The sequence below is a fragment of the Streptomyces sp. NPDC048506 genome (assembly GCF_040651315.1).
Taxonomy (GTDB): Bacteria; Actinomycetota; Actinomycetes; order Streptomycetales; family Streptomycetaceae; genus Streptomyces.
The window spans coordinates 25,204-43,950 of the sequence record NZ_JBEZIX010000042.1; the positions used below are offsets into that span (position 1 = coordinate 25,204).

Below are 18,747 nucleotides of genomic sequence, written 5' to 3' on the forward strand. Positions count from 1 at the left end.
CTGCCCACCGTCGACATCTCCGGCTGGACCTGCCCCACCCCGCTGCGCGATCAGCCCCGCGTGGTCATGGGGCACGGCGGGGGCGGGGCGCTCTCCGCCGAACTCGTCGAGCAGATCTTCGTGCCCGCCTTCGGGGGCGAGGTGCTCGCCCAGCTCGGGGACTCCGCGGCGGTGTCCCTCGGCGGGGCCCGGCTCGCCTTCTCCACCGACTCCTTCGTGGTCCGGCCGCTGTTCTTCCCCGGCGGCAGCATCGGTGACCTCGCGGTCAACGGCACCGTCAACGACCTCGCCATGAGCGGCGCCCGGGCCGCCTACCTCTCCTGCGGCTTCATCCTGGAGGAGGGCGTCGAGATGCCGGTGGTCGCCGGGGTCGCCGACGCGATGGGCGCGGCCGCGCGGGCCGCCGGGGTCGAAGTGGCCACCGGTGACACCAAGGTCGTCGAGGCCGGCCACGGCGACGGCGTCTACATCAACACCGCGGGCATCGGCCTGATCCCGGCCGGTGTCGACCTGCGCCCGCAGCGCGTGGTCCCCGGCGACGTCGTCATCGTCAGCGGCGACCTCGGCGTGCACGGCGTGGCCATCATGAGCGTCCGTGAGGGCCTGGAGTTCGGCGTCGAGATCGAGAGCGACTGCGCCGCGCTCGGCGGCCTCGTCGAGTCGATGCTCGGCGTCACGCCCGACCTGCACGTCCTGCGCGACCCCACCCGCGGCGGGCTGGCCGCCGCGCTCTGCGAGATCGCCACCGCCTCCTGTACCGGCATCGTCATCCAGGAGCGCGCCATCCCCGTCCCACCGACCGTCGCCAATGCCTGCGCCATCCTCGGTCTGGACCCCATGTACGTCGCCAACGAGGGCAAGCTCGTGGCTTTCGTCCCCCGCGCACACGCCGACGCGGTGCTCGCCGCGATGCGCGCCCACCCCCTCGGCAGCGGCGCCGCGATCATCGGTGAAGCCGTCGCCACCCACCCCGGCATGGTCGTCGCCCGCACCCCGCTCGGCGGCACCCGGGTCGTCGACCTGCCGCTGGGCGAGCAACTGCCGAGGATCTGCTGACCACCGGCGGCTACCAGGCCGTCGCCGGCGCGGCGTACAGCTCCTCGATCTGCGTGGCGCAGCGCTCCGCGACCGCCGCCCGCCGCACCGTCGACGCCGGTGTGAACTCCCCGGTGCGGAGGGCGACCGGGTAGGGGCGGCGGTCGCCGATCAGCACCGCGCGGGAGACGTAACGCGACTGCTGGAGGGCGAGGATCTCCGACGTCACGGTCGAGAACCCGCTGTACCAGCCCGACTGGCAGCGCCGGTTGCGCGCGTCCACCCTCGGCACCTACGGGGTCGGCAAGCGCTACGGGCCGACTGGTGCGTCAGGGGCGCCACCGTCCAGTGGACCCCCATTCCCCCGGGCGAACACGTCCTCGGCGCGATCGTGGGCTCGGTGCCGGCCGCCGACTGGCTCGCCGACCGCTTCGCGGAGCGGCCCACCGTCGGCAACTGCGGCTGAGGCCACGGCGGTACGAGGCCACGGCGGTGCGACGAGGACGCGGGCGCGCGCCGCGGGTCGATCACCCGCCGCGCGCGCCCCGCGGTCCGCCCGGTCCGCCCGGTCAGGCCTTCGTCAGCAGGCGGGACCCGAACCAGTCGTCGGCGTCCCGTACGCCGGGCAGGACGAAGAAGTAGCCGCCGCCGGTCGGCGTGATGAAGCGGGCCAGCGGCTCGTGTTCGAGGCGTCGTTGGACGGTGGCGAACTGCCGCTCGGGGTTCTGCTGGTAGCCGCAGAAGACCAGCCCGAGGTCCATCCGCCCGTTCTGGTCGAAGCCGTTGTCGTAGTTGTAACTCCGCCGCAGGAAGCGCGAGTTGTCGCTCTCCTGGGTCCGCGGGTTGGCGAGCCGGATGTGCGAGTCGAGGGCGATCTTCTGGCCGTGCGGGTCGCTGGTGTAGTCCGGGTGGTCGGTCTCCCGGATACCGTCCAGCGGTGCGCCGCTCGCCTTGCGCCGCCCGAACATCCTCTCCTGGTCCGCCACCGACACCTTGTCCCACTTCTCGACCCGGAAGCGGATCAGCCGGAGCACCTGGTAGCAGCCGCCCAGCGCCCAGTCCGGTTCCCCGCAGGGCGGGGTCACCCACATCAGCCGACCCATCTCCCGGTGCGATTCGGTGTCGGGGTTGACGATCCCGTCCTTGAAACCGAGGAAGTTGCGCCGCGCACCGGACGGCCGGGACGGGTTGAGGAAGGCGTCCGCCCGCCAGCGCGGCCGCAACAGTCCCTCCGTCTCCCGCCCCAGGTCGCGCAGTACGTGCACGAGGGCGTCCGGGTGCTCCGCGCAGACCTGTAGCGAGAGGTCGCCGTGGCAGTGCGCCGGCTCCAGCCGGTCGTTGGGGAACGCCGGCATCGCCTTGAGGTGCCGGGGCTTGTGCCCGGAGAGCCCGAACCGGTCGTCGAAGAGCGACGCACCCAAGCCGAGCGTGATGGTGAGCGAATCGGGGGTCGGCGGCTCCGCGGCCACCACCTCGTCCTTGGGCTTCACCCCGGCCGTCAGCACCCGGGCCCGCCAGGTGAGTCTCTTGAACAGCTCCACCAGGTCGTTGCGGTCCTCGGCCAGCACGTCGAAGCCGACGAAACCGGCGAAGAGCTGCTGGGGGGTCACAATGCCGGCCTGATGGTCGCCGTGGAAGGGGAGCTTGTCGGGCAGCTGCCGGGCATCACCCGGCCGCCCGTCCGCCGACCGGTCCGCCGCGGCGGCCCTCCCGCCCAGTCCCGCGGTGGTCGCCGCCCCGGTGGCGGCTGCCACCCCGGCGAACCCCGCCGCGCACTTGAGGAATTCCCGGCGCCCGTCGTCCCGCACGGGGACACGCTCGTCACCGGTCTGATCACGTTTCATCGTCCCGCCATCCTGACTGCCCTGACTGCGCCGTCCGGCATTCGCGTGCCTGCACATACCTGCACGACATGCTTGCCGCCAGGGGCTGAGGGGGCGGGAGCAACACGGCCCCGGCGCGGGATATCACGCCGGTAGCGCTGCCCGGTCGCCCGAACGGCGCAGTCAACCGGCCCCCCGCGCGACAGCGACCCGCAGCGCTCCTAGCGTCACCCCTGTGACCTGCCTGAACACGGCCCTGATCACGGCACGGTGCGACGCCGAGGTGGTGCGTCACCCGCCGGGCACCACCAGTGAGCCCATGGACCCCCACGCATGAACGCATTCACCGACGAGAGCAGACCCAGCGAAGGCACTCAGCGCGACGAGACCGCGGCGGACGACGGGACGTCACCCGGCGGCGAGCAGGCCCCGAACGACGAGGCGATCCCCGCCGCGGAGGGAGCGAGCACCGACCCACCGCCCGGGCTCTCGCTGCGGATCGACAAGGGCCACGCCGAACCCGAGGAACTCGCCGCGGTCACCGTCGTGCTGTGTGCCCAGCTCGCGGCCCTGCGCCTGCTCGCCGAACAGGAGCGGCCCGAACAGCGCCCGGACGACCGGCGTCACCCCAGGGGACACCGCGCCGGCCGCGCCGCCTGTTGGTCGGGCTGCTGGACCTGTAGTTGACCTCGTGCCGGTGTCCGGCGCCGCGTGCGGGTGTCCGGCGGTCGGCGCCCGGTTCGTACCGTCGGTCGGCGCGCCGGCGCCCGGCTCGTACCGTCGGTCGGCGCGCCGACGCCCGACTCGTACCGCCGGTCGGTCGGTCAGCCGAAGAACACCAGCAGCAGCGACACCGCGGTGAGCACCACGGCACCGACGACGAATCCCAGGATCACCTTCCGCTGCCAGGGTGCGAGGTGGCCGCCGCCCAGCGCGCTCCCCATCCTGCCGTACTGGTCGATCCGCCCCATGGGCGCCAGCGGGTCGGTCGCCCCCTGGGGCATGCCGAGCGTCCAGTCGGGCCCCGACTGCGGATAGCGACGGCGCCAGCTCTCGTCCTCACGCCACGGCAGTGCCATCCGGTGCTCCTCGCCTCGATCCGCCCGTTACGGAGGAGCCGGCGTCCCGGTGCATCGACGCCGCCCCCTGGTGCTCCTCTACCCGCTCTCGGCAGAGTATGCGCGGAAATCCCCGGTGTGCGTCGCGGTCAGGTACGGGGTGCGCCACCCCTGTCCGGGCGACGGCGGAGCGGAGGACTCCCGTCCGATGATCGTCGAGTAGGGTCCGGCGAGCCGGAACAGTGAGGCGAGGAGACCGTTTCGTGGCGGAACGACAGGTACCAGCGGGGGCCGACGGGGCCGGCGCGCCGGAAGTGCAGGCGCAGGAGCGCCGATTGCGTCGGGAGTTGGGGTTCTGGGGGCTGACCGGGATCGGCTTCTCCAACATCGTCGGCTCCGGCTGGCTGTTCGCCGCCATGTACGCGGCACAGGTGGCCGGCCCCGCCGCGCTGCTGTCCTGGGTCGGGGCCGGTCTGCTCTGCGGTCTGATCGCCCTGGTCCTGATCGAGCTCGGTGCGTCCCGGCCGGAGGGCGGCGGCACGGTGCGCTGGCCGCTGTTCGCCAGCGGCCGACTGGTCGGCACCCTCATCGGCTGGTCGACGCTGCTGTCGGTGGGCGGCACCGCGGCCGAGATCAGCGCGATCATGCAGTACGCCGCGCACTATCTCCCGGGCATCTACAACGGCCACACCCTCACCCTCGCCGGGCTGGCCCTGGCCACCGGGCTCAGCGTGCTGCTGACGGCGCTGAACTGGTTCGCGGTGCGGATGTTCGCCCAACTCAACAACCTGATCTCGGTGTTCAAGATCGCCGTCCCGGTGATCACCGTCTGCGCGCTGATCGCCTCCGGCTGGCACTCCGGTCGCCTCACCGACCACGGCGGCTTCGCACCGTACGGCTACGTGGCCTGCCTGACGGCACTGGCCGGCGGCGGGATCGTCTACTCCGTCAACGGCTTCCAGGCGCCGCTGGACTTCTCCGGTGAGACCCGCAACCCCCGCCGGACCATCCCCGGAGCCGTCCTCACCGGCATCGCCCTGGCCGTGGCCATGTACCTCGCCCTGCAACTGGCCTACCTCTTCACCGTCCCGGAGAACCTCCTCGGGCACGGCTGGCAGGGGGTCTCCTTCGAGTCGCCCTTCGGCCAACTCGCCCTCATCCTCAACCTGCACTGGCTGTCCAGCCTGCTCTACGCGGACGCGGTGATCTCGCCCGGCGGCTCCGCGTACGTCGGCGTGGCGATCGATGCCCGGCATACCTACGCGCTGGCCAAGAACGGCACCATCCCCCGGTACTTCATGAAGGTCAACGAGCGGTTCGGCATCCCGCGCCGGGCGTTGGCGATCAACCTGCTCGTCATCGTGGTCTTCCTGCTGCCGTTCGGCGGCTGGCAGGACATCGTGAGCGTGATGGGCGACATGTACCTGCTGATCTACGCCGCCTCCGCGGTCGCGGTCGCGGTCTTCCGCGCCGAACCGGGCGGCGGGACGGCCGGGTGGGTGCCAGGGCTGCGCTGGATCGCCCCGCTGAGCTTCGTGGTGGCCAGCGAGTTCGTCTACTGGTCGGGCTGGCACGACCTGCGCCTCGCCCTGCCCCTGGTGCTCGCCGGCCTGCTGATCTTCCTCGCCATGCACCGACCGGGCGCCCGCGGCGACAGCGCGGCCATCGAGAGCGACGGCGCCGGCCCCGCCCGCCCGCTCAGCGCCGAACTCCGCACCGGCGCCTGGCTGGTGGTCTACCTCGTCGCCCTGACACTGCTCTCCTGGCTCGGCACCTTCGAGGGCTCCGGCCGACTGCCGGCCCCGTACGACTCGCTCACCGTGGGGGTCGTCGCGCTCGCGGTGTTCTTCTGGGCGGTACGGTCCGGCGTCCGGCACCTCGCGGTGGGCCGCCCGGCGACCGGGTGAGCCCGGCGGCCGGACGGGCCGCGCCGGCTGCCGGGAGCCGCGGAGCGTGAGCGTCATCATCCCGGCACCCCGACTACAGAGGGCGATCCGCGGGCGCACCGTGCGTAAACGCGCCGCGGCGCCGGCCGCCGCCGGTCGTCAAGCGGAACTCACACCGCAGAAATATGATGAACCGGGAAAGGCGGGCTCCCCCTCAAGAGCCCCATGAGGCCAGGTCAGGAGGCCGCCGCGGGGAACTGCCGCGCGGAGCGCGCCCCGCAGTGGCCCACGTACCGATGCACCTTGGAGCGATCCATGCTGCGGCGTCGTCCCCCGCGGTCGGCGAGCGCCGACGACCTGCTGACCACGCTCGGACGGCTCACCGCCCAGGCCCGGGAAGGCGCCGAGAAACAGCGGGCCAGGGTGGAGCTGGCCGAGGCGCTGCAACGCGAGATGCTGCCGACCCGACTGCCGGAACTGCCCGGGCTGCGCACCGCCGCCACCTACGCCCCGGCCCGGCACGGCCTCGACATCGGCGGCGACTGGTACGACGGCTTCCCGCTGCCGGACGGAGCGCTCGCCTTCTGCATCGGAGACGTCCAGGGCCACGACGTGGAGGCCGCCGCCTTCATGGGGCAGATCCGCCTCGGGCTGCGGGCCGTCGCGGCGTACGCCGCGGACCCCGGGGAGGTGCTGAGCCGGGCCAATGACCTGCTGCTCTCGGTGGACTGCGGACTCTTCGCGACCTGCACCTTCGTCTGCGTCGACCCGGTCACCTGGGAGCTGTCCATCGCGCGGGCCGGGCATGTGCCCGGCGTCTGGGCCACCATCGACGGCCGCTCCGGCCTCGCCGACGAGCCGGGGGGCCTACCGCTCGGCATCATGCCGGGGGAGCGCTACCCCGTCACCCGCCGTCGGCTCGCCACGACCGGGGCGCTGGTGCTGCTCACCGACGGGGTCATCGAAGGGCCGTCGTTCCCGATCGAGGACGGACTGAGCCGGGTGACCCGGCTGGTCAGCGCCAATGCCGGTGGCGAACCGGCCGCGGTGGCCGCCGCGGTGATGAGCGTGGCCGAGCTCACCGGGCACACCGACGACTCCGCGGTGATGGTGTTGCGTTTCGAGGGTGACGGGGGCGAGCGCCGGGTGAAGCGCGGGACGGGCGCGCGTGTCGTGGCCGTCGCCCAGCGGTCGCCGTTGTCTGATGGCTGACGTGGTGCGCACCGAGGAACTCCATCGACTCGCACCGGCAACCCTGACGATCTGCGTCCTCGCCGCCGTCTACTACGTGTCCGCACGGATCGGTCTGCTGGAACAGGTGGTCGTCGCGGGGGCCAGGGTCACGCCGTTATGGCCGCCCACCGGCATCTCGTTGAGCTGTCTGCTGCTCGTCGGCGTCTGGACCTGGCCGGGCATCGCGATCGGCACGCTGCTGGTCATCGCCTCGATCAGTCCGCTCGACGTCTCGGCCCTGGGCATCATGGCGGGCAACACCCTGGCCCCGGTGTGTGCCTTCCTGATGCTCCGCCGGGTGGGGTTCCGGGTCGAACTCGACCGGCTGCGCGACGGGGTGGCGCTGGTCGCCCTGGGGGCGTTCGCCGGGATGCTGATCAGCGCGACCCTGGGCAGCGGGACGCTGCTGCTGTCCGGTGCGCTCCCGGCCGGCGGCTACTGGCGGACCTGGGCGGCCTGGTGGGTGGGCGACGCCATGGGCATCCTCGTCGTCACCCCGCTCCTGCTCGCCCTCCGTTCGCTCCGCAGTCCCTGGGACGTTTCCGGGCTCCGGTGGGTCGAGGCGGCGACGCTGCTGGTCACGTCGATCGCCGTCTCCCTTGTGGCGGTGCACAGCCGGCTGTCGCTGCTGTTCCTGGTCTTCCCGCTGATCGTGTGGGCGGCGCTGCGCTTCCAACTGGGCGGCGCGGCGCCCTGCGTGCTGCTGGTGTCCGTCCTGGCGATCTCGGCGGCGACCGCCCGCGCCGGGCCGTTCGAGGGCGAGAGCCTGTTGGAGGCGATGGTCAACCTTCAGGCGCTCAACGCCTCCGCGGCGCTCACCGCACTGCTGCTCTCGGCGATCGTCACCGAGCAGAACGCCATCCGGCGCAAGATCGAGCTGGCCTGCTGGGAACTCGCCGACGTGGTGGACCGGCTGGCGCCGGGGGAGAGCCGGCGCCGCTGGCCACCGGAGGACGATCCGCGCTGAGCGGGTGCCGAGCCGCGCTCAGTCCGGCAGCAGCTCTCCCAGGTCGTAACCGACCGGCTCCTCCAGCTGGGCGTAGGTGCAGCTCTCCGGCGTCCGGTCGGGGCGCCAGCGGCGGAACTGGGCGGTGTGCCGGAACCTGCTGCCCTCCATGTGGTCGTAGGCGACCTCGCACACCCGCTCCGGGCGCAGCGGCACCCACGACAGGTCCTTGCCGCCGCTCCACCGGCTGGGCCCGCCCGGCATCCGGCGGGACGCGTGCGCCGCCTCGTCCGTCCACGCCCCCCACGGATGGTCGGCGACGTCGTCCAGCCGGAGCGGCGCCAGCTCCTCGACCAGCGCGCGCCGCCTGGCCATGGGGAACGACGCGCACACCCCGACGTGTTGCAGCCGCCCGGCGTCGTCGTGGAGCCCCAGCAGCAGGGAACCGACCACCGGACCGCTCTTGTGCAGCCGGTAGCCCGCGACGACGCAGTCGGCGGTACGGGCGTGCTTGACCTTGAACATCGCGCGGTCGCCCGGCCGGTACGGAAGGTCCAGCGGCTTGGCCACCACCCCGTCCAGCCCCGCCCCCTCGAACTGGGTGAACCAGCGCCGCGCCAGCTCCCGGTCCGTCGTCGCGGGCGCCGTGTACACCGGTGCCCGGGCCGGCCGCAACGCCTCGACCAGCACCTCCCGGCGCCCGGCCTGCGGCTCGTCGAGGAGCGCGTCGGAGTCGAGGGCCAGTACGTCGAAGGCGACGAGGGAGGCCGGGGTCCGCTCGGCGAGCGTGCGGACCCGGGAGTCGGCCGGGTGGATGCGCTCCAGCAACTCCTCGAAGTGCAGCCGGCCGTCATGGGCGATCACGATCTCCCCGTCGAGGACGCAGCGCCGCGGCAGCTGTGCCCGGGCGGCCGTGACCACCTCGGGGAAGTAGCGGGTGAGCGGCTTCGTCGTCCGGCTGGCGATCTCGACCTCGTCGCCGTCCCGGAAGACGATGACCCGGAAGCCGTCCCACTTGGCCTCGTACTGCATGCCGGCGGGGATGTCCGTCACCAGCTTCGCGAGCATCGGGGAGACCGGGGGCATGACGGGCAGGTCCATGGTCCGATCCTGAGCGCTGGGGGCGCTTCCCGCGCGCCGGGAGCCCGCCCGGCGCGCGCCGGAGCCGACCGGAACCTAGCGTGGAGTCATGGCCGGAGGCGGAGCCGTCGAGCTGGACGTCGCGGGGCGCACGGTGCGCCTGTCGAACCCCGGGAAGGTGTACTACCCGGAGCGCGGCTTCACCAAGCTGGACGTCGCGCAGTACTACCTTGCCGTCGCGGACGGGGTGCTGCGGGGCCTGCGCGACCGGCCCACCACCATGCAGCGCTTCCCGGACGGCGTGGAGGGCGAGTTCTTCTACCAGAAGCGGGCGCCCAAGGGTCTGCCGGACTGGCTGCCCACCGCCCGGATCGCCTTCCCCAGCGGCCGGTTCGCCGACGAGATGTGCCCCACCGAGCCCGCCGCCGTGCTGTGGGCCGCCAACCTGGGATGCCTGACCTTCCACCCGTGGCCGGTACGCCGCGGCGACACCGACCACCCCGACGAGCTGCGGATCGACCTCGACCCGCAGCCCGGTACCGACTTCGCGGACGCCGTCCGGGTCGCCCAGGAACTGCGCGCACTGCTCGCCGACCACCAGTTGCGCGGCTGGCCCAAGACCTCCGGCGGTCGCGGGGTGCACGTCTATGTGCCGATCCGGCCCCGTTGGACGTTCACCGAGGTCAGACGGGCCGCGATCACCGTGGCCCGGGAGCTGGAGCGGCGGATGCCGGACCTGGTGACCTCGGCGTGGTGGAAGGAGGAGCGCGGCGCGAAGGTGTTCGTCGACTACAACCAGATGGCCAGGGACCGGACCATCGCCTCGGCCTACTCGCTGCGTGCCCGGCCGCGGGCCACCGTGTCCACCCCGCTGCGCTGGGAGGAGCTGTCCGACGCCGCCCCCGAGGACTTCGATCTGCGGACGGTCCCGGTGCGCTTCGCGGAACTCGGCGATGTGCACGCGGACATGGCGGACCACGCCTTCGGCCTGGAGTCGGTCCTGGAACTCGCGGAGCGGCACGCGACGCAGGAAGGGCTGGGCGACCTGCCCTATCCCCCCGACCATCCGAAGATGGCGGGCGAGCCGGCCCGGGTCCAGCCGAGCCGGGCCCGGAAGCGCTGACCCGAACGGCGGTGGCCGACGGGCGGGACGGCGTGCGCACCGGACTCGCCGTTCGTGCCCCGACGGGGGCACCCGGCACCCGTCCCGGCATGCGCCCGGGCGGTTCGGGCGGGATCATTCCGCACGTGGCGAAGGACAGCAGCGCACCGGAGGAGAGCGGCGGCCCGGCGCACGGCCCGGCGTGGGATGCGGGCAGCACATGAGGGGCGGACCGGAGATCGACTACGAGGCGGTCTTCCAGGCGCTCCCGGGCGCGGTGATACTGCTCAGTCCGGAGTTCGTGATCGTCGATGTCAACGAGGCGCTGCTGCACCGGGCCGGGCGGGAGCGCCACCAGGTGGTCGGCCGCCACCTCTTCGACGTCTTCCCCGACAACCCCGACGACCCGGAGGCGACCGGGCAGCGCAACCTGCTGGCGTCCCTGGAACGGGTCGTGGCCACCGGCGAACGCGACACCATGGCGCTTCAGCGCTACGACGTCGAGGCGCCCGGCCGACCGGGCTTCTTCGAGGAGCGCTACTGGAGCCCGGTCAACGCGCCCGTCGTCGACGCCGAGGGGCGGGTCCGGCTGATCGTGCACCGGGTCGAGGAGGTCACCGAGATCGTCCGGGCCGGCTCCGAGGAGCACGACGACCGGGAGCGGTTGGAGGCCGAGCTCTACACCCGTGCGCAGGAACTCCAGGAGGTCAACGACCGGTTGCGGCAGGCCCATGCCCGGGAACGGGAGGTGGTGCTGGCCCTCCAGGACGCGATGCTGCCCAGGCCGCGCCCCGTGGGGCACCACCGGGCCGCGGTCCGCTACCGGCCCGCCATCGGCGCCTTGAACGTCTGCGGCGACTGGTACGACCTGGCCGAACTGCCCGGGGGCCGGGTGGCCGTGGCAGTCGGTGACGTCGTGGGCCATGGGCTGGACGCCGCCTGCGTCATGGGCCAGCTGCGCAGCGCGCTGAGCGCCGCCACCCTGGTCGCCCGCGGCCCCGCCCAGGCGCTGGAGGTGCTCGGCCTCTACGCCCGCTCGGTGGAGGGCGCCGAGTCCACCACCGCGGTCCAGACGATCATCGACTGGAGCAGCCACACCATCGCCTACAGCAGCGCGGGCCATCCACCGCCGGCCCTGCTGCACCCGGACGGCACGGTCCGGTTGCTGGACGGGGCGACCGATCCGCCGTTGGGGGCGCGGCCCGAGCACGTGGCCCGCCCCGAGGCGCGGATCGCCTTCACCGACGGTGCCGTGCTGGTCCTCTACACGGACGGGCTGATCGAGCGTCGCCGTGAGGACATCGACGTCGGTCTGACCCGGCTGGCCGAGGCGTTGGCCCGGCACCAGGGCGTGGACCCCGAGACGCTCGCCGACGCCCTGCTGGCCGAACTGCTGCCGCCGGCCGGGGCCACCGACGACACGGCGCTCGTCGTCATCCGGCTCTGACCGGGCCGGTGCGGCACGGCGAGTGGCGCAATTCCCGGGCCCGTTGGAGTGAGTGTGCGCCGTGTCTGCGGGGCGTGCGACAGCGCGCGGTATCCATCGGACTGTCAGATTTCCTGCCGATCAGGAGAACGCCATGCGCAAGTTCATAGGACGTTCGGTGGCCGCCGCGGTGCTCGCCACCGCCACCGTCGTCCCGTTCGCCGGTGTGGCCTCGGCCGCCCACGGGAAGCCGTGCGCGCAGTCGTCCGGCCACGGCCAGCACGGTCGTAAGAGTCACAAGCGGCACCACGAGGAGGACCGCCGCTTCACCTACGGGCCCTTCAGCTTCGGCATCGGCCGTGGCTTTCCGTTCAGCCTGCTCGGCTGGGACTGACCGGCGCCGGCCACCTCGGGCCGCCGCGGCGCCATGCCGTGGCGGCCCGTGCCGGCCCGTCATCGGGCGGCGGCGGTCTCCTGCTCGGCCAGCCGGCGCAGCTCCTTCTTGTCCGGCTTGCCGGCGTCGGTCAGCGGCAGCGCCTCGACGAAGGTGATCCGGGCCGGTTCGTACATCGCGCCGCGCTCGGCGCACACCATCGCGCGCAGCTGCCGCTCGTCGACGGTGCTGTCGGGCTCCCGCACCACCGCGGCGTGCACCCGCTCCATCCGGTCGGCGTCACGGACGCCGAAGACCGCGCTCTGCAGTACCTGCGGGTGCGAGTTCAGCAGGTCCTCCAGCTCGGTGGTGTACACATGGCCGCCGACCACGACGATCATGTCCTTGATCCGGTCGACGATGGTCAAGTACCCCTCGTCGTCGAGGAATCCGATGTCCCCGGTGTGCAGCCAGCCGTCCCGGAGCACCTCGGCGGTCAGCTCGGGCTGCTTCCAGTACCCCTGCATGATCATCTCGGAGCGGACGCAGACCTCGCCGTGCTCGCCGGTCGGCAGATCGCGGCCCGACTCGTCGCGGATCGCCACCTCGACGTCGGGCAGCACCTTGCCCGCGGAGCGCAGCCGGTCGGGGCGGGAGGGGTCGTGGTCCTCCTGGCGCAGCACGCTGATCCCGCCGGCCTCGTTCTGCCCGTAGCCCTGGAGCAGTACCGGGCCGAACCTCCGTACCGCGTCGGCTATTCGGGCCGGCGAGGCCTGGCAGCCGCCGTAGGTCAGCATCCGCAGGCTGGAGGTGTCGGTGTGCCGCGCGTCCGGGTGGTCCATCAGCTGGTAGAGCAGCGGCGGCAGCAGGAACATGTCGGTGATGCGCTCGCGTTCGATGGCGGCGAGCACGGCCCGGGGGTCGAAGTCGTCGAGCAGGACGACGGCGCCCCCGGTGCGCAGCGTGTTGTCGGCCATCAGTCCCGCGGCGTGCGCGAGGGTCGTGCAGACCAGCTGCCGGCGCTCGGGCGCGGAGTTCTCCGGCAGTACTCCGCGGAACCAGCGGGCCTGTTCGAAGGTGGTGCAGATGCCCTTGGGGTGGCCGGTGGTGCCCCCGGTGTGGCGGATGGTGCAGACGTCCTCAGGGCGGGCCAGGCTCGCGAAGGGCGCGTCGGACCGGCCGGCGGCCAGTTCCAGCAGGTCCGTCCCCACCTTCGCGGGGCCGAGGACCAGGACCTCCGGCACCGGGGCCAACTCGGTGACCTCGGCGGCCCGTTCGGCGTACCGCGGGTCGACGATCAGCGCACGGGTCTCGACGTCACGGACGATGTCGGCCTGGGACTCGGCGGACAACTTGTTGTAGAGGTGGTTGACCCGGGCGCCGATCAGGTTGGCGGCGTAGCGGGCGGCGAGCGTCTCCGGGAGGTTCCCGCTGAGCAGGGTGACGGTGGTGCCCCGCTCGACGCCACGGGACTGAAGCGCCCGTGCCATGCGGTGGACCAGCGTGCGGAACTCGCCCGCGGTTACCCGGCGTCCCTGATGGACCATGGCTTCACGCGTCGGGTCTGCGCTAAGGACATCGAGGTTCTCCTCCACGTAGGTGCGGAATGTCCGGTCGGCGATGGACATGATGGTGGGCTTCCTCCTGACACCCGGCGGACGCGGTCACTGTCGCCGGGGCGCGATACGATATTTAGTTGCTAGAGGCAACGAAGCAAGGGTAGTCGCTGGAGATCGACATCCCCAAGTCGGAGCCGTCGGACCGGGCGTCGTCCGGCACCCCGCACCGCCCACGGCCCTTGCGGCGTACGGCCGTCGGTCCGCGCCCGCATCGCCGAACCCCGACCGGAATCGGCGCCCTGAATATCGCCAACACGGTCGCCGACCTGTGCACGGCGGCGGATAATGCTCCCTCGCGCACGGGGCGCCCCTGCCCTGCGGCTCCCGCTCTCCCTGCGGGGCCGTCCCGTGTGGAGGGATGATGGGGGGCAGCGGCAAACACGGCGAGAATCGGCCGATGTACGGAGAGCGCCACGGCTGTCGGTCAGCGGTGACCGGCGGAAGGAGTGCCTGGATGGGTGCGACCGACGCGATCCCCGAGGGCGCTGCCCCGGTCGGGGCCGCACCGGGGCAGCCTGGCGGCCTGATGGACGTGCTCGGTGTGGCCGCCGTGATGCTGGACGCGGAGGGCCGGATCACCCTGTGGAGCCCGCAGGCGAAGAAGCTCTTCGGGTGGAGCGCGGAGGAGGCGCTGGGCCGGCACGCCGCCCGGCTGCTGGTCGCACCCGAGAACGTCGACCTGGTGCTGCGACTGTTCTCCGAGGTCATGGCCGGCGGCGAGAGCTGGGCCGGGGTCTTTCCGGTCCGGCACAAGGACGGCAGCACCCGGCTCGTCGAGTTCCGCAACATGCGGCTGCTCGACGAGCGCGGCGAGTACTACGCCCTGGGCATCGCCACCGACCAGGCCGTGCTGCGGCGGGTGGAGCGGGACCTGGCGCTGTCGGTGCGCCTGGTGGCCCAGTCGCCGATCGGTCTGGCGGTCCTGGACACCGACCTCCGCTTCGTCATGGTCAACCCCGCCCTGGAGCGCATCAACGGCCTCCCCGCCGACCAGCACATCGGCCGCCACGTCCGGGAGGCCCTCTCCTATCTGGACACCGACGTGATCGTGTCCCGGATGCGGGAGGTCCTGGAGACCGGCAGTCCGCTGCTCGACCAGTTCACCGTCGGCGGAACCGCCGCCGACCCCGGCGCCGACCAGGCCTGGTCGGTGTCGTACTACCGGCTGGAGGACGCCAACGGCCGGGTGCTGGGGCTGGCCACCTCCGTCGTGGACGTCACCGAACAGCACCGCGCCGCCACCGAGGCCGCCCGGGCCCGCCGTCGGCTGGCCGTCATCGCCGACGCCTCGGCGACCGTGGGCACCACCCTCGACGTCGATCAGACCGCCCATGAACTGGCCGACGTCATCGTGCCCGAACTGGCGGACATGGCGGCGGTCGACGTCCTCGACGCCGTTCTGGACGGCCGTCGCCCCAGCGCGCTGACCCGCGGCGGGCCCGCCCGCTTCCGTGCGCTCGCGGTGTCCGCGGCCTACCCCACCGACGCCCTCCGCGCCGCCGACCCCACCGGCCAGATCGCCGCGTACGAGACCGACCGGCTGATCACCCGCTGTGTGACCGAGGCCCGCCCGGTGCACGTCGCCCAGGTGGCCGAGGAGGACCTGGCGCACATAGCCGCGGACCCGGAGGGCGCCGCCCTCCTCGGGCGGGCCGGAGTGCACTCCTATCTGGCGGTGCCGCTGATCGCCCGGGGTGAGGTGCTCGGTGCGCTGTCGCTGTACCGCGCACGCAATCCGCTGCCGTTCGCCGAGGACGATGTGGTGCTCGCCGTGGAGCTGGCCGCCCGGGCGGCGGTGTGCATCGACAACGCCCGCTCCTACCAGAGCGAACGCCGTACCGCGCTCACGCTCCAGCGCCACCTGATGAACCACCGGCCGCCGCAGCCCACGGGCATGCAGATCGCCTACCGCTACCAGCCGGCCCAGGCGGCCAGCGAGGTCGGCGGAGACTGGTTCGACGCCATCCCGGTGGTCGGCGACAAGACCGCCCTGGTCGTCGGCGATGTGATGGGCAGCGGTATCAACGCCGCGGCCACCATGGGTCAGCTGCGCACCACCGCCCGTGCGCTCGCCGACCTCGACCTCGACCCCGACGAGGTGCTCCGGCACCTCGACCACATCGCCGTCGGCCTCGACCCGGCCTTCGCGACCTGCCTGTACGCGGTCTACGACCCGCACCGCAGCCTGTGCCGGATCGCCGTCGCCGGGCATCTGCCGCCCGTCCTGGTGCGGGCCGGACAGTCGCCGGAGCTGCTCGACCTGCCCACCGGCGCCCCGCTCGGCGTCGGGGGTGTGCCCTTCGAGCAGACCACGGTCCCGCTCCACGAAGGCGACCAGCTCGTCCTCTACACCGACGGACTGATCGAGACCCGCCAGGAGTCCATCGACAGCCGCCTGGAGACCCTGCTCACCATGCTCGCCAAGCCCGAGCCGGACCTGGAGGGCCTGTGCGACCGCCTCCTGGGTGCGCTGCGCGACGAGCACGGGCACGACGACGTCGCCCTGCTCATCGCGCGGGTCCACGCGCAGCGGGCATGAGGCCCGGCCGGACGTTCCGAGGTTCCGGCCCGGCGGCACGCCGCCGCTACGGATTCGACGGTCGGCGGGGGAGCCGCCAGCGGATTCCGCAGCCGCCCATGCGGCCGCGGAATCCGCTCTTCTGTCTCGTCATCGCTATGGATAAGGGTCGGTAGACGCTCCATCAGCTACGGATTTCGTTGTCTCACGCTCTTAACAAGACCTTGACGGGAGTCGACGGCGGGGGTTTTATTCGGTCACCACAGCGGCGCCTGCGCTGAGCCGGACACTGCCGCTCCACGGCGCACTTCCCTGAAAGTGCCCCCTCCTGCCGCCAGCATCGATGGGATACGGATGACCGATATGCCCTACACGCCTGTTGCCTCCGCAGCTCCTGAGCGGGACACCCGCGATGCAGCGCACGGGGACGCCACCCACACCCCCAAGCTGACCCGGTCGATCGGAGTGGTCGGCGGCACGCTGCTCACGCTGTCCTGTCTGACCCCGGCGTCCTCGCTCTTCGTGATCGTGCCGGACTCGTTCGCCAGCCTGGGCACGGGCACCGCCCTCACCATCGCCATCGCGGGCCTGCTGTGCATCGGAGTGGCCTTCACCTACTCCGAGCTCGGCACGCTGATCCCCAGCTCCGGCGGCGAGTACGCGATGGTCGGCACCCTCATGGGCCGCCTGGCGGGGTGGCTGGTCTTCATCCTCTCGCTGATCGTCGTCATGATCGTGCCGCCCATCATCGCCCTGGGCACCGCCGACTACCTGGCGCCGGTCATCCATCTGGATCCGCAGTACACCGCCGCCGGTGTGATGCTGCTGGCCACCGCCATGGGCCTGCTCGACCTGCGCGCCAACGCCTGGATCACCGGCATCTTCCTGGTGCTGGAGGTCGTGGCCTGTGCGGTCGTCGCCTTCCTCGGCTTCAGCCACACCCAGCGTTCCGCGTCCGTACTCGTCCACCCGGTCATCGACGCCGGGCACGGACACAGCACGGCCGTGACCGCCGGCCTCATCGTCACCGGACTGGCCACCGCGCTCTTCATCCTCCAGGGCTTCTCCACCGCGGTGTACCTCGCCGAGGAGATGGAGAACCCGCGCCGCAACGTCTCCCGCACCGTGCTGTGGACGCTCGCCATCGGCGCCGCCGTGGTCCTGATCCCGGTCGTCGCGATCACCCTCGGCGCCCCCGACCTCAAGACCCTCGGTGCGGGTGACATCGCCGGCATGGTGCAGGAGTGGAGCAACTCCGGCATCGGCACCTTCGTCAGCCTCTGCATCGCCCTGGCGATCATCAACGCGACGATCGTGATGGTGATCCAGAACTCCCGCGTGGTCTTCTCCTCGGCCCGCGACGCCGCCTGGCCGACGGTGGTCAACCGCGTCTTCTCGCACGTCGGGCGGCGCTTCGGCTCCCCCTGGGCGGCCACTCTCGCGGTCGGCGTCCCCGGGGCGGCCCTGTGCTTCGTCAACCTCGACACGCTCAGCGAGGTCACCGGCGTGGCCGTCGCCGCGATGTACGTCTTCGTCGCCCTGGGCGCGCTGGTCTCGCGGCGTGGTGAGCACAAGCACCGGATGGCCTGGCGGATGCCGCTGTGGCCGGCGATCCCGGCGCTGCTGATCGTGGTGCTGGCCTGGGTGCTCTACCAGCAGAGCACCAAGAGCCTGGTCATCACCGGAGCCATCGTCGCCGCCGCCACGCTGTACTGGGCGCTCTACCTGCGCCCGCGCCAGGACACGCACTGGGTCATCTCGGTCCCCGAGGACGGTCAGGCCCCCGTCGAGGAGCCCGTGGCGGCGGTGGCGCCCGTGTCACACGGCTGACCGCAGGGCCCCGCCCAAACGGCCTCTCGGCCTTCCCCTCCGTTTTCCCCTCCGCCCACCCCCCTTCGGGGGGTGGGCGGGTCCATGTGCGGGGGTGGGCGCGGTGCGTGGGTGCGCCGGGAGAGAGTCCCGCCTACTGGCCCGCAGGGCGCGACAGCGCCAGCGCGTCCAGGAGCAGGCACACGTGGTCCACGGCGTCGCGGCCGGCGGGACCGTCGGCCGTGGCCGCGTCGTCGAGCAGACCGGCCGTCATCCGCAGCAGCTCCAGCAGCCGCGCGCCGTCGCCGTTCGACGGTTCCGCGTCCCTCAGGACGGACCGGATCTCCTCACCCGTGAGGGGGAGGCCGGTTTCGAGGTGGCGGAACAGCGCCACGGCGACCCGCCGGTCGGCGTCGTCGGGCTTCCACGGTCCGAGCGCGTGGTGGTCGATGAGCGCGGCCGCCTCTGCACGGATCTCCTCGGGAACATGCATGCCCAAGAACGTCTCACACCGTCGAACCGGGCCATAGGGCCGCCCGCACGCCCCCGACGGCCCCCGCACCCCGCCTCCGGACGCCCGCTAACCCGTACTGACCAGGCACGTTGTGCCCAGTGCCGGATCACTCGACCGGCATATCAGCGCCCGACGCGACTTCAAATCTGTGGGGAGAGTTACATGAGCAGTCCAGAACCTGAGCCGGTCGTCGCGGGTCGGGTGCCCGTCGGTGACCGGCGCATCTGTCCTCTTCGTCGAGGACATTCGCATATGTGCGGCAGTAAAACCTACCGCTGGGACTTCCCGCCCTCTGGCGCCCGGCCGCAGATCACGGGACGATCCT

16 protein-coding genes are annotated in these 18,747 nt (G+C 72.3%); 10 read left to right on the forward strand and 6 right to left on the reverse strand.

What is annotated here, in order from left to right:
• Positions 1–1,056, forward strand: a complete 1,056-nt coding sequence (gene hypE / locus AB0C96_RS29535; protein ID WP_362921582.1) for a hydrogenase expression/formation protein HypE — start codon at positions 1–3, stop codon at positions 1,054–1,056.
• A gap of 10 nt (positions 1,057–1,066) precedes the next feature.
• Here the strand turns inward: hypE and AB0C96_RS29540 are convergent, their stop codons facing one another.
• Both AB0C96_RS29540 and efeB read right to left on the reverse strand, forming a co-directional pair.
• Complete coding sequence (locus tag AB0C96_RS29540; RefSeq protein ID WP_362921486.1) at positions 1,067–1,318, reverse strand: hypothetical protein; 252 nt, start codon at positions 1,316–1,318, stop codon at positions 1,067–1,069.
• Between the two features lie 286 nt (positions 1,319–1,604).
• On the reverse strand, positions 1,605–2,879 hold the full coding sequence (efeB, locus tag AB0C96_RS29545) for an iron uptake transporter deferrochelatase/peroxidase subunit (protein WP_362921487.1): 1,275 nt from the start codon (positions 2,877–2,879) through the stop codon (positions 1,605–1,607).
• Positions 2,880–3,191: 312 nt separating this feature from the next.
• Between efeB and AB0C96_RS29550 the strand changes: the two genes are divergently transcribed.
• On the forward strand, positions 3,192–3,545 hold the full coding sequence (locus AB0C96_RS29550; RefSeq protein WP_362921489.1) for an acyl-CoA carboxylase epsilon subunit: 354 nt from the start codon (positions 3,192–3,194) through the stop codon (positions 3,543–3,545).
• 137 nt (positions 3,546–3,682) lie between these two features.
• On the opposite strand, the gene AB0C96_RS29555 is transcribed toward AB0C96_RS29550, so the two are convergent.
• Positions 3,683–3,937 carry a hypothetical protein gene (locus AB0C96_RS29555; protein ID WP_362921491.1) on the reverse strand — a complete coding sequence of 85 codons (255 nt, stop codon included), beginning with the start codon at positions 3,935–3,937 and terminating at the stop codon, positions 3,683–3,685.
• 314 nt (positions 3,938–4,251) lie between these two features.
• Between AB0C96_RS29555 and AB0C96_RS29560 the strand changes: the two genes are divergently transcribed.
• The 3 genes from AB0C96_RS29560 (at position 4,252) to AB0C96_RS29570 (ending at position 8,002) form a co-directional block, all read left to right on the forward strand.
• Positions 4,252–5,823, forward strand: coding sequence for an APC family permease (locus AB0C96_RS29560; protein WP_362921584.1), 1,572 nt, complete (start codon positions 4,252–4,254; stop codon positions 5,821–5,823).
• Positions 5,824–6,117: 294 nt separating this feature from the next.
• Entirely contained in the window at positions 6,118–7,014 is an 897-nt protein-coding gene (locus AB0C96_RS29565) for a PP2C family protein-serine/threonine phosphatase (RefSeq protein WP_362921586.1), read from the forward strand.
• 1 nt (position 7,015) lies between these two features.
• Positions 7,016–8,002: an MASE1 domain-containing protein gene (locus AB0C96_RS29570; protein WP_362921587.1), complete on the forward strand. Its 987-nt coding sequence runs from the start codon at positions 7,016–7,018 to the stop codon at positions 8,000–8,002.
• A gap of 18 nt (positions 8,003–8,020) precedes the next feature.
• Here AB0C96_RS29570 and AB0C96_RS29575 read toward each other — a convergent pair whose 3' ends face one another.
• Entirely contained in the window at positions 8,021–9,082 is a 1,062-nt protein-coding gene (locus AB0C96_RS29575) for an ATP-dependent DNA ligase (protein WP_362921493.1), read from the reverse strand.
• Between the two features lie 88 nt (positions 9,083–9,170).
• Between AB0C96_RS29575 and ligD the strand changes: the two genes are divergently transcribed.
• The 3 genes from ligD to AB0C96_RS29590 all read left to right on the forward strand — a co-directional run bounded on the left by ligD (position 9,171) and on the right by AB0C96_RS29590 (position 11,983).
• Positions 9,171–10,184, forward strand: coding sequence for a non-homologous end-joining DNA ligase (gene ligD / locus AB0C96_RS29580; RefSeq protein ID WP_362921495.1), 1,014 nt, complete (start codon positions 9,171–9,173; stop codon positions 10,182–10,184).
• Between the two features lie 199 nt (positions 10,185–10,383).
• Positions 10,384–11,610 carry a SpoIIE family protein phosphatase gene (locus AB0C96_RS29585; protein WP_362921496.1) on the forward strand — a complete coding sequence of 409 codons (1,227 nt, stop codon included), beginning with the start codon at positions 10,384–10,386 and terminating at the stop codon, positions 11,608–11,610.
• 133 nt (positions 11,611–11,743) lie between these two features.
• Positions 11,744–11,983: a hypothetical protein gene (locus tag AB0C96_RS29590; RefSeq protein ID WP_362921498.1), complete on the forward strand. Its 240-nt coding sequence runs from the start codon at positions 11,744–11,746 to the stop codon at positions 11,981–11,983.
• Between the two features lie 59 nt (positions 11,984–12,042).
• On the opposite strand, the gene AB0C96_RS29595 is transcribed toward AB0C96_RS29590, so the two are convergent.
• The gene (locus AB0C96_RS29595; RefSeq protein WP_362921499.1) at positions 12,043–13,590 is read right to left on the reverse strand and encodes an AMP-binding protein; all 1,548 of its coding nucleotides are present in this window, start codon (positions 13,588–13,590) and stop codon (positions 12,043–12,045) included.
• A gap of 445 nt (positions 13,591–14,035) precedes the next feature.
• Here AB0C96_RS29595 and AB0C96_RS29600 point away from each other — a divergent pair, with 445 nt between their 5' ends.
• Together AB0C96_RS29600 and AB0C96_RS29605 are read left to right on the forward strand one after the other, a co-directional pair.
• Positions 14,036–16,120, forward strand: a complete 2,085-nt coding sequence (locus AB0C96_RS29600; protein WP_362921501.1) for a SpoIIE family protein phosphatase — start codon at positions 14,036–14,038, stop codon at positions 16,118–16,120.
• 333 nt (positions 16,121–16,453) lie between these two features.
• Positions 16,454–17,929 carry an APC family permease gene (locus AB0C96_RS29605; RefSeq protein ID WP_362921502.1) on the forward strand — a complete coding sequence of 492 codons (1,476 nt, stop codon included), beginning with the start codon at positions 16,454–16,456 and terminating at the stop codon, positions 17,927–17,929.
• 133 nt (positions 17,930–18,062) lie between these two features.
• Here AB0C96_RS29605 and AB0C96_RS29610 read toward each other — a convergent pair whose 3' ends face one another.
• Positions 18,063–18,401, reverse strand: a complete 339-nt coding sequence (locus tag AB0C96_RS29610; protein ID WP_362921503.1) for a hypothetical protein — start codon at positions 18,399–18,401, stop codon at positions 18,063–18,065.
• Positions 18,402–18,747 lie beyond the last annotated feature (346 nt).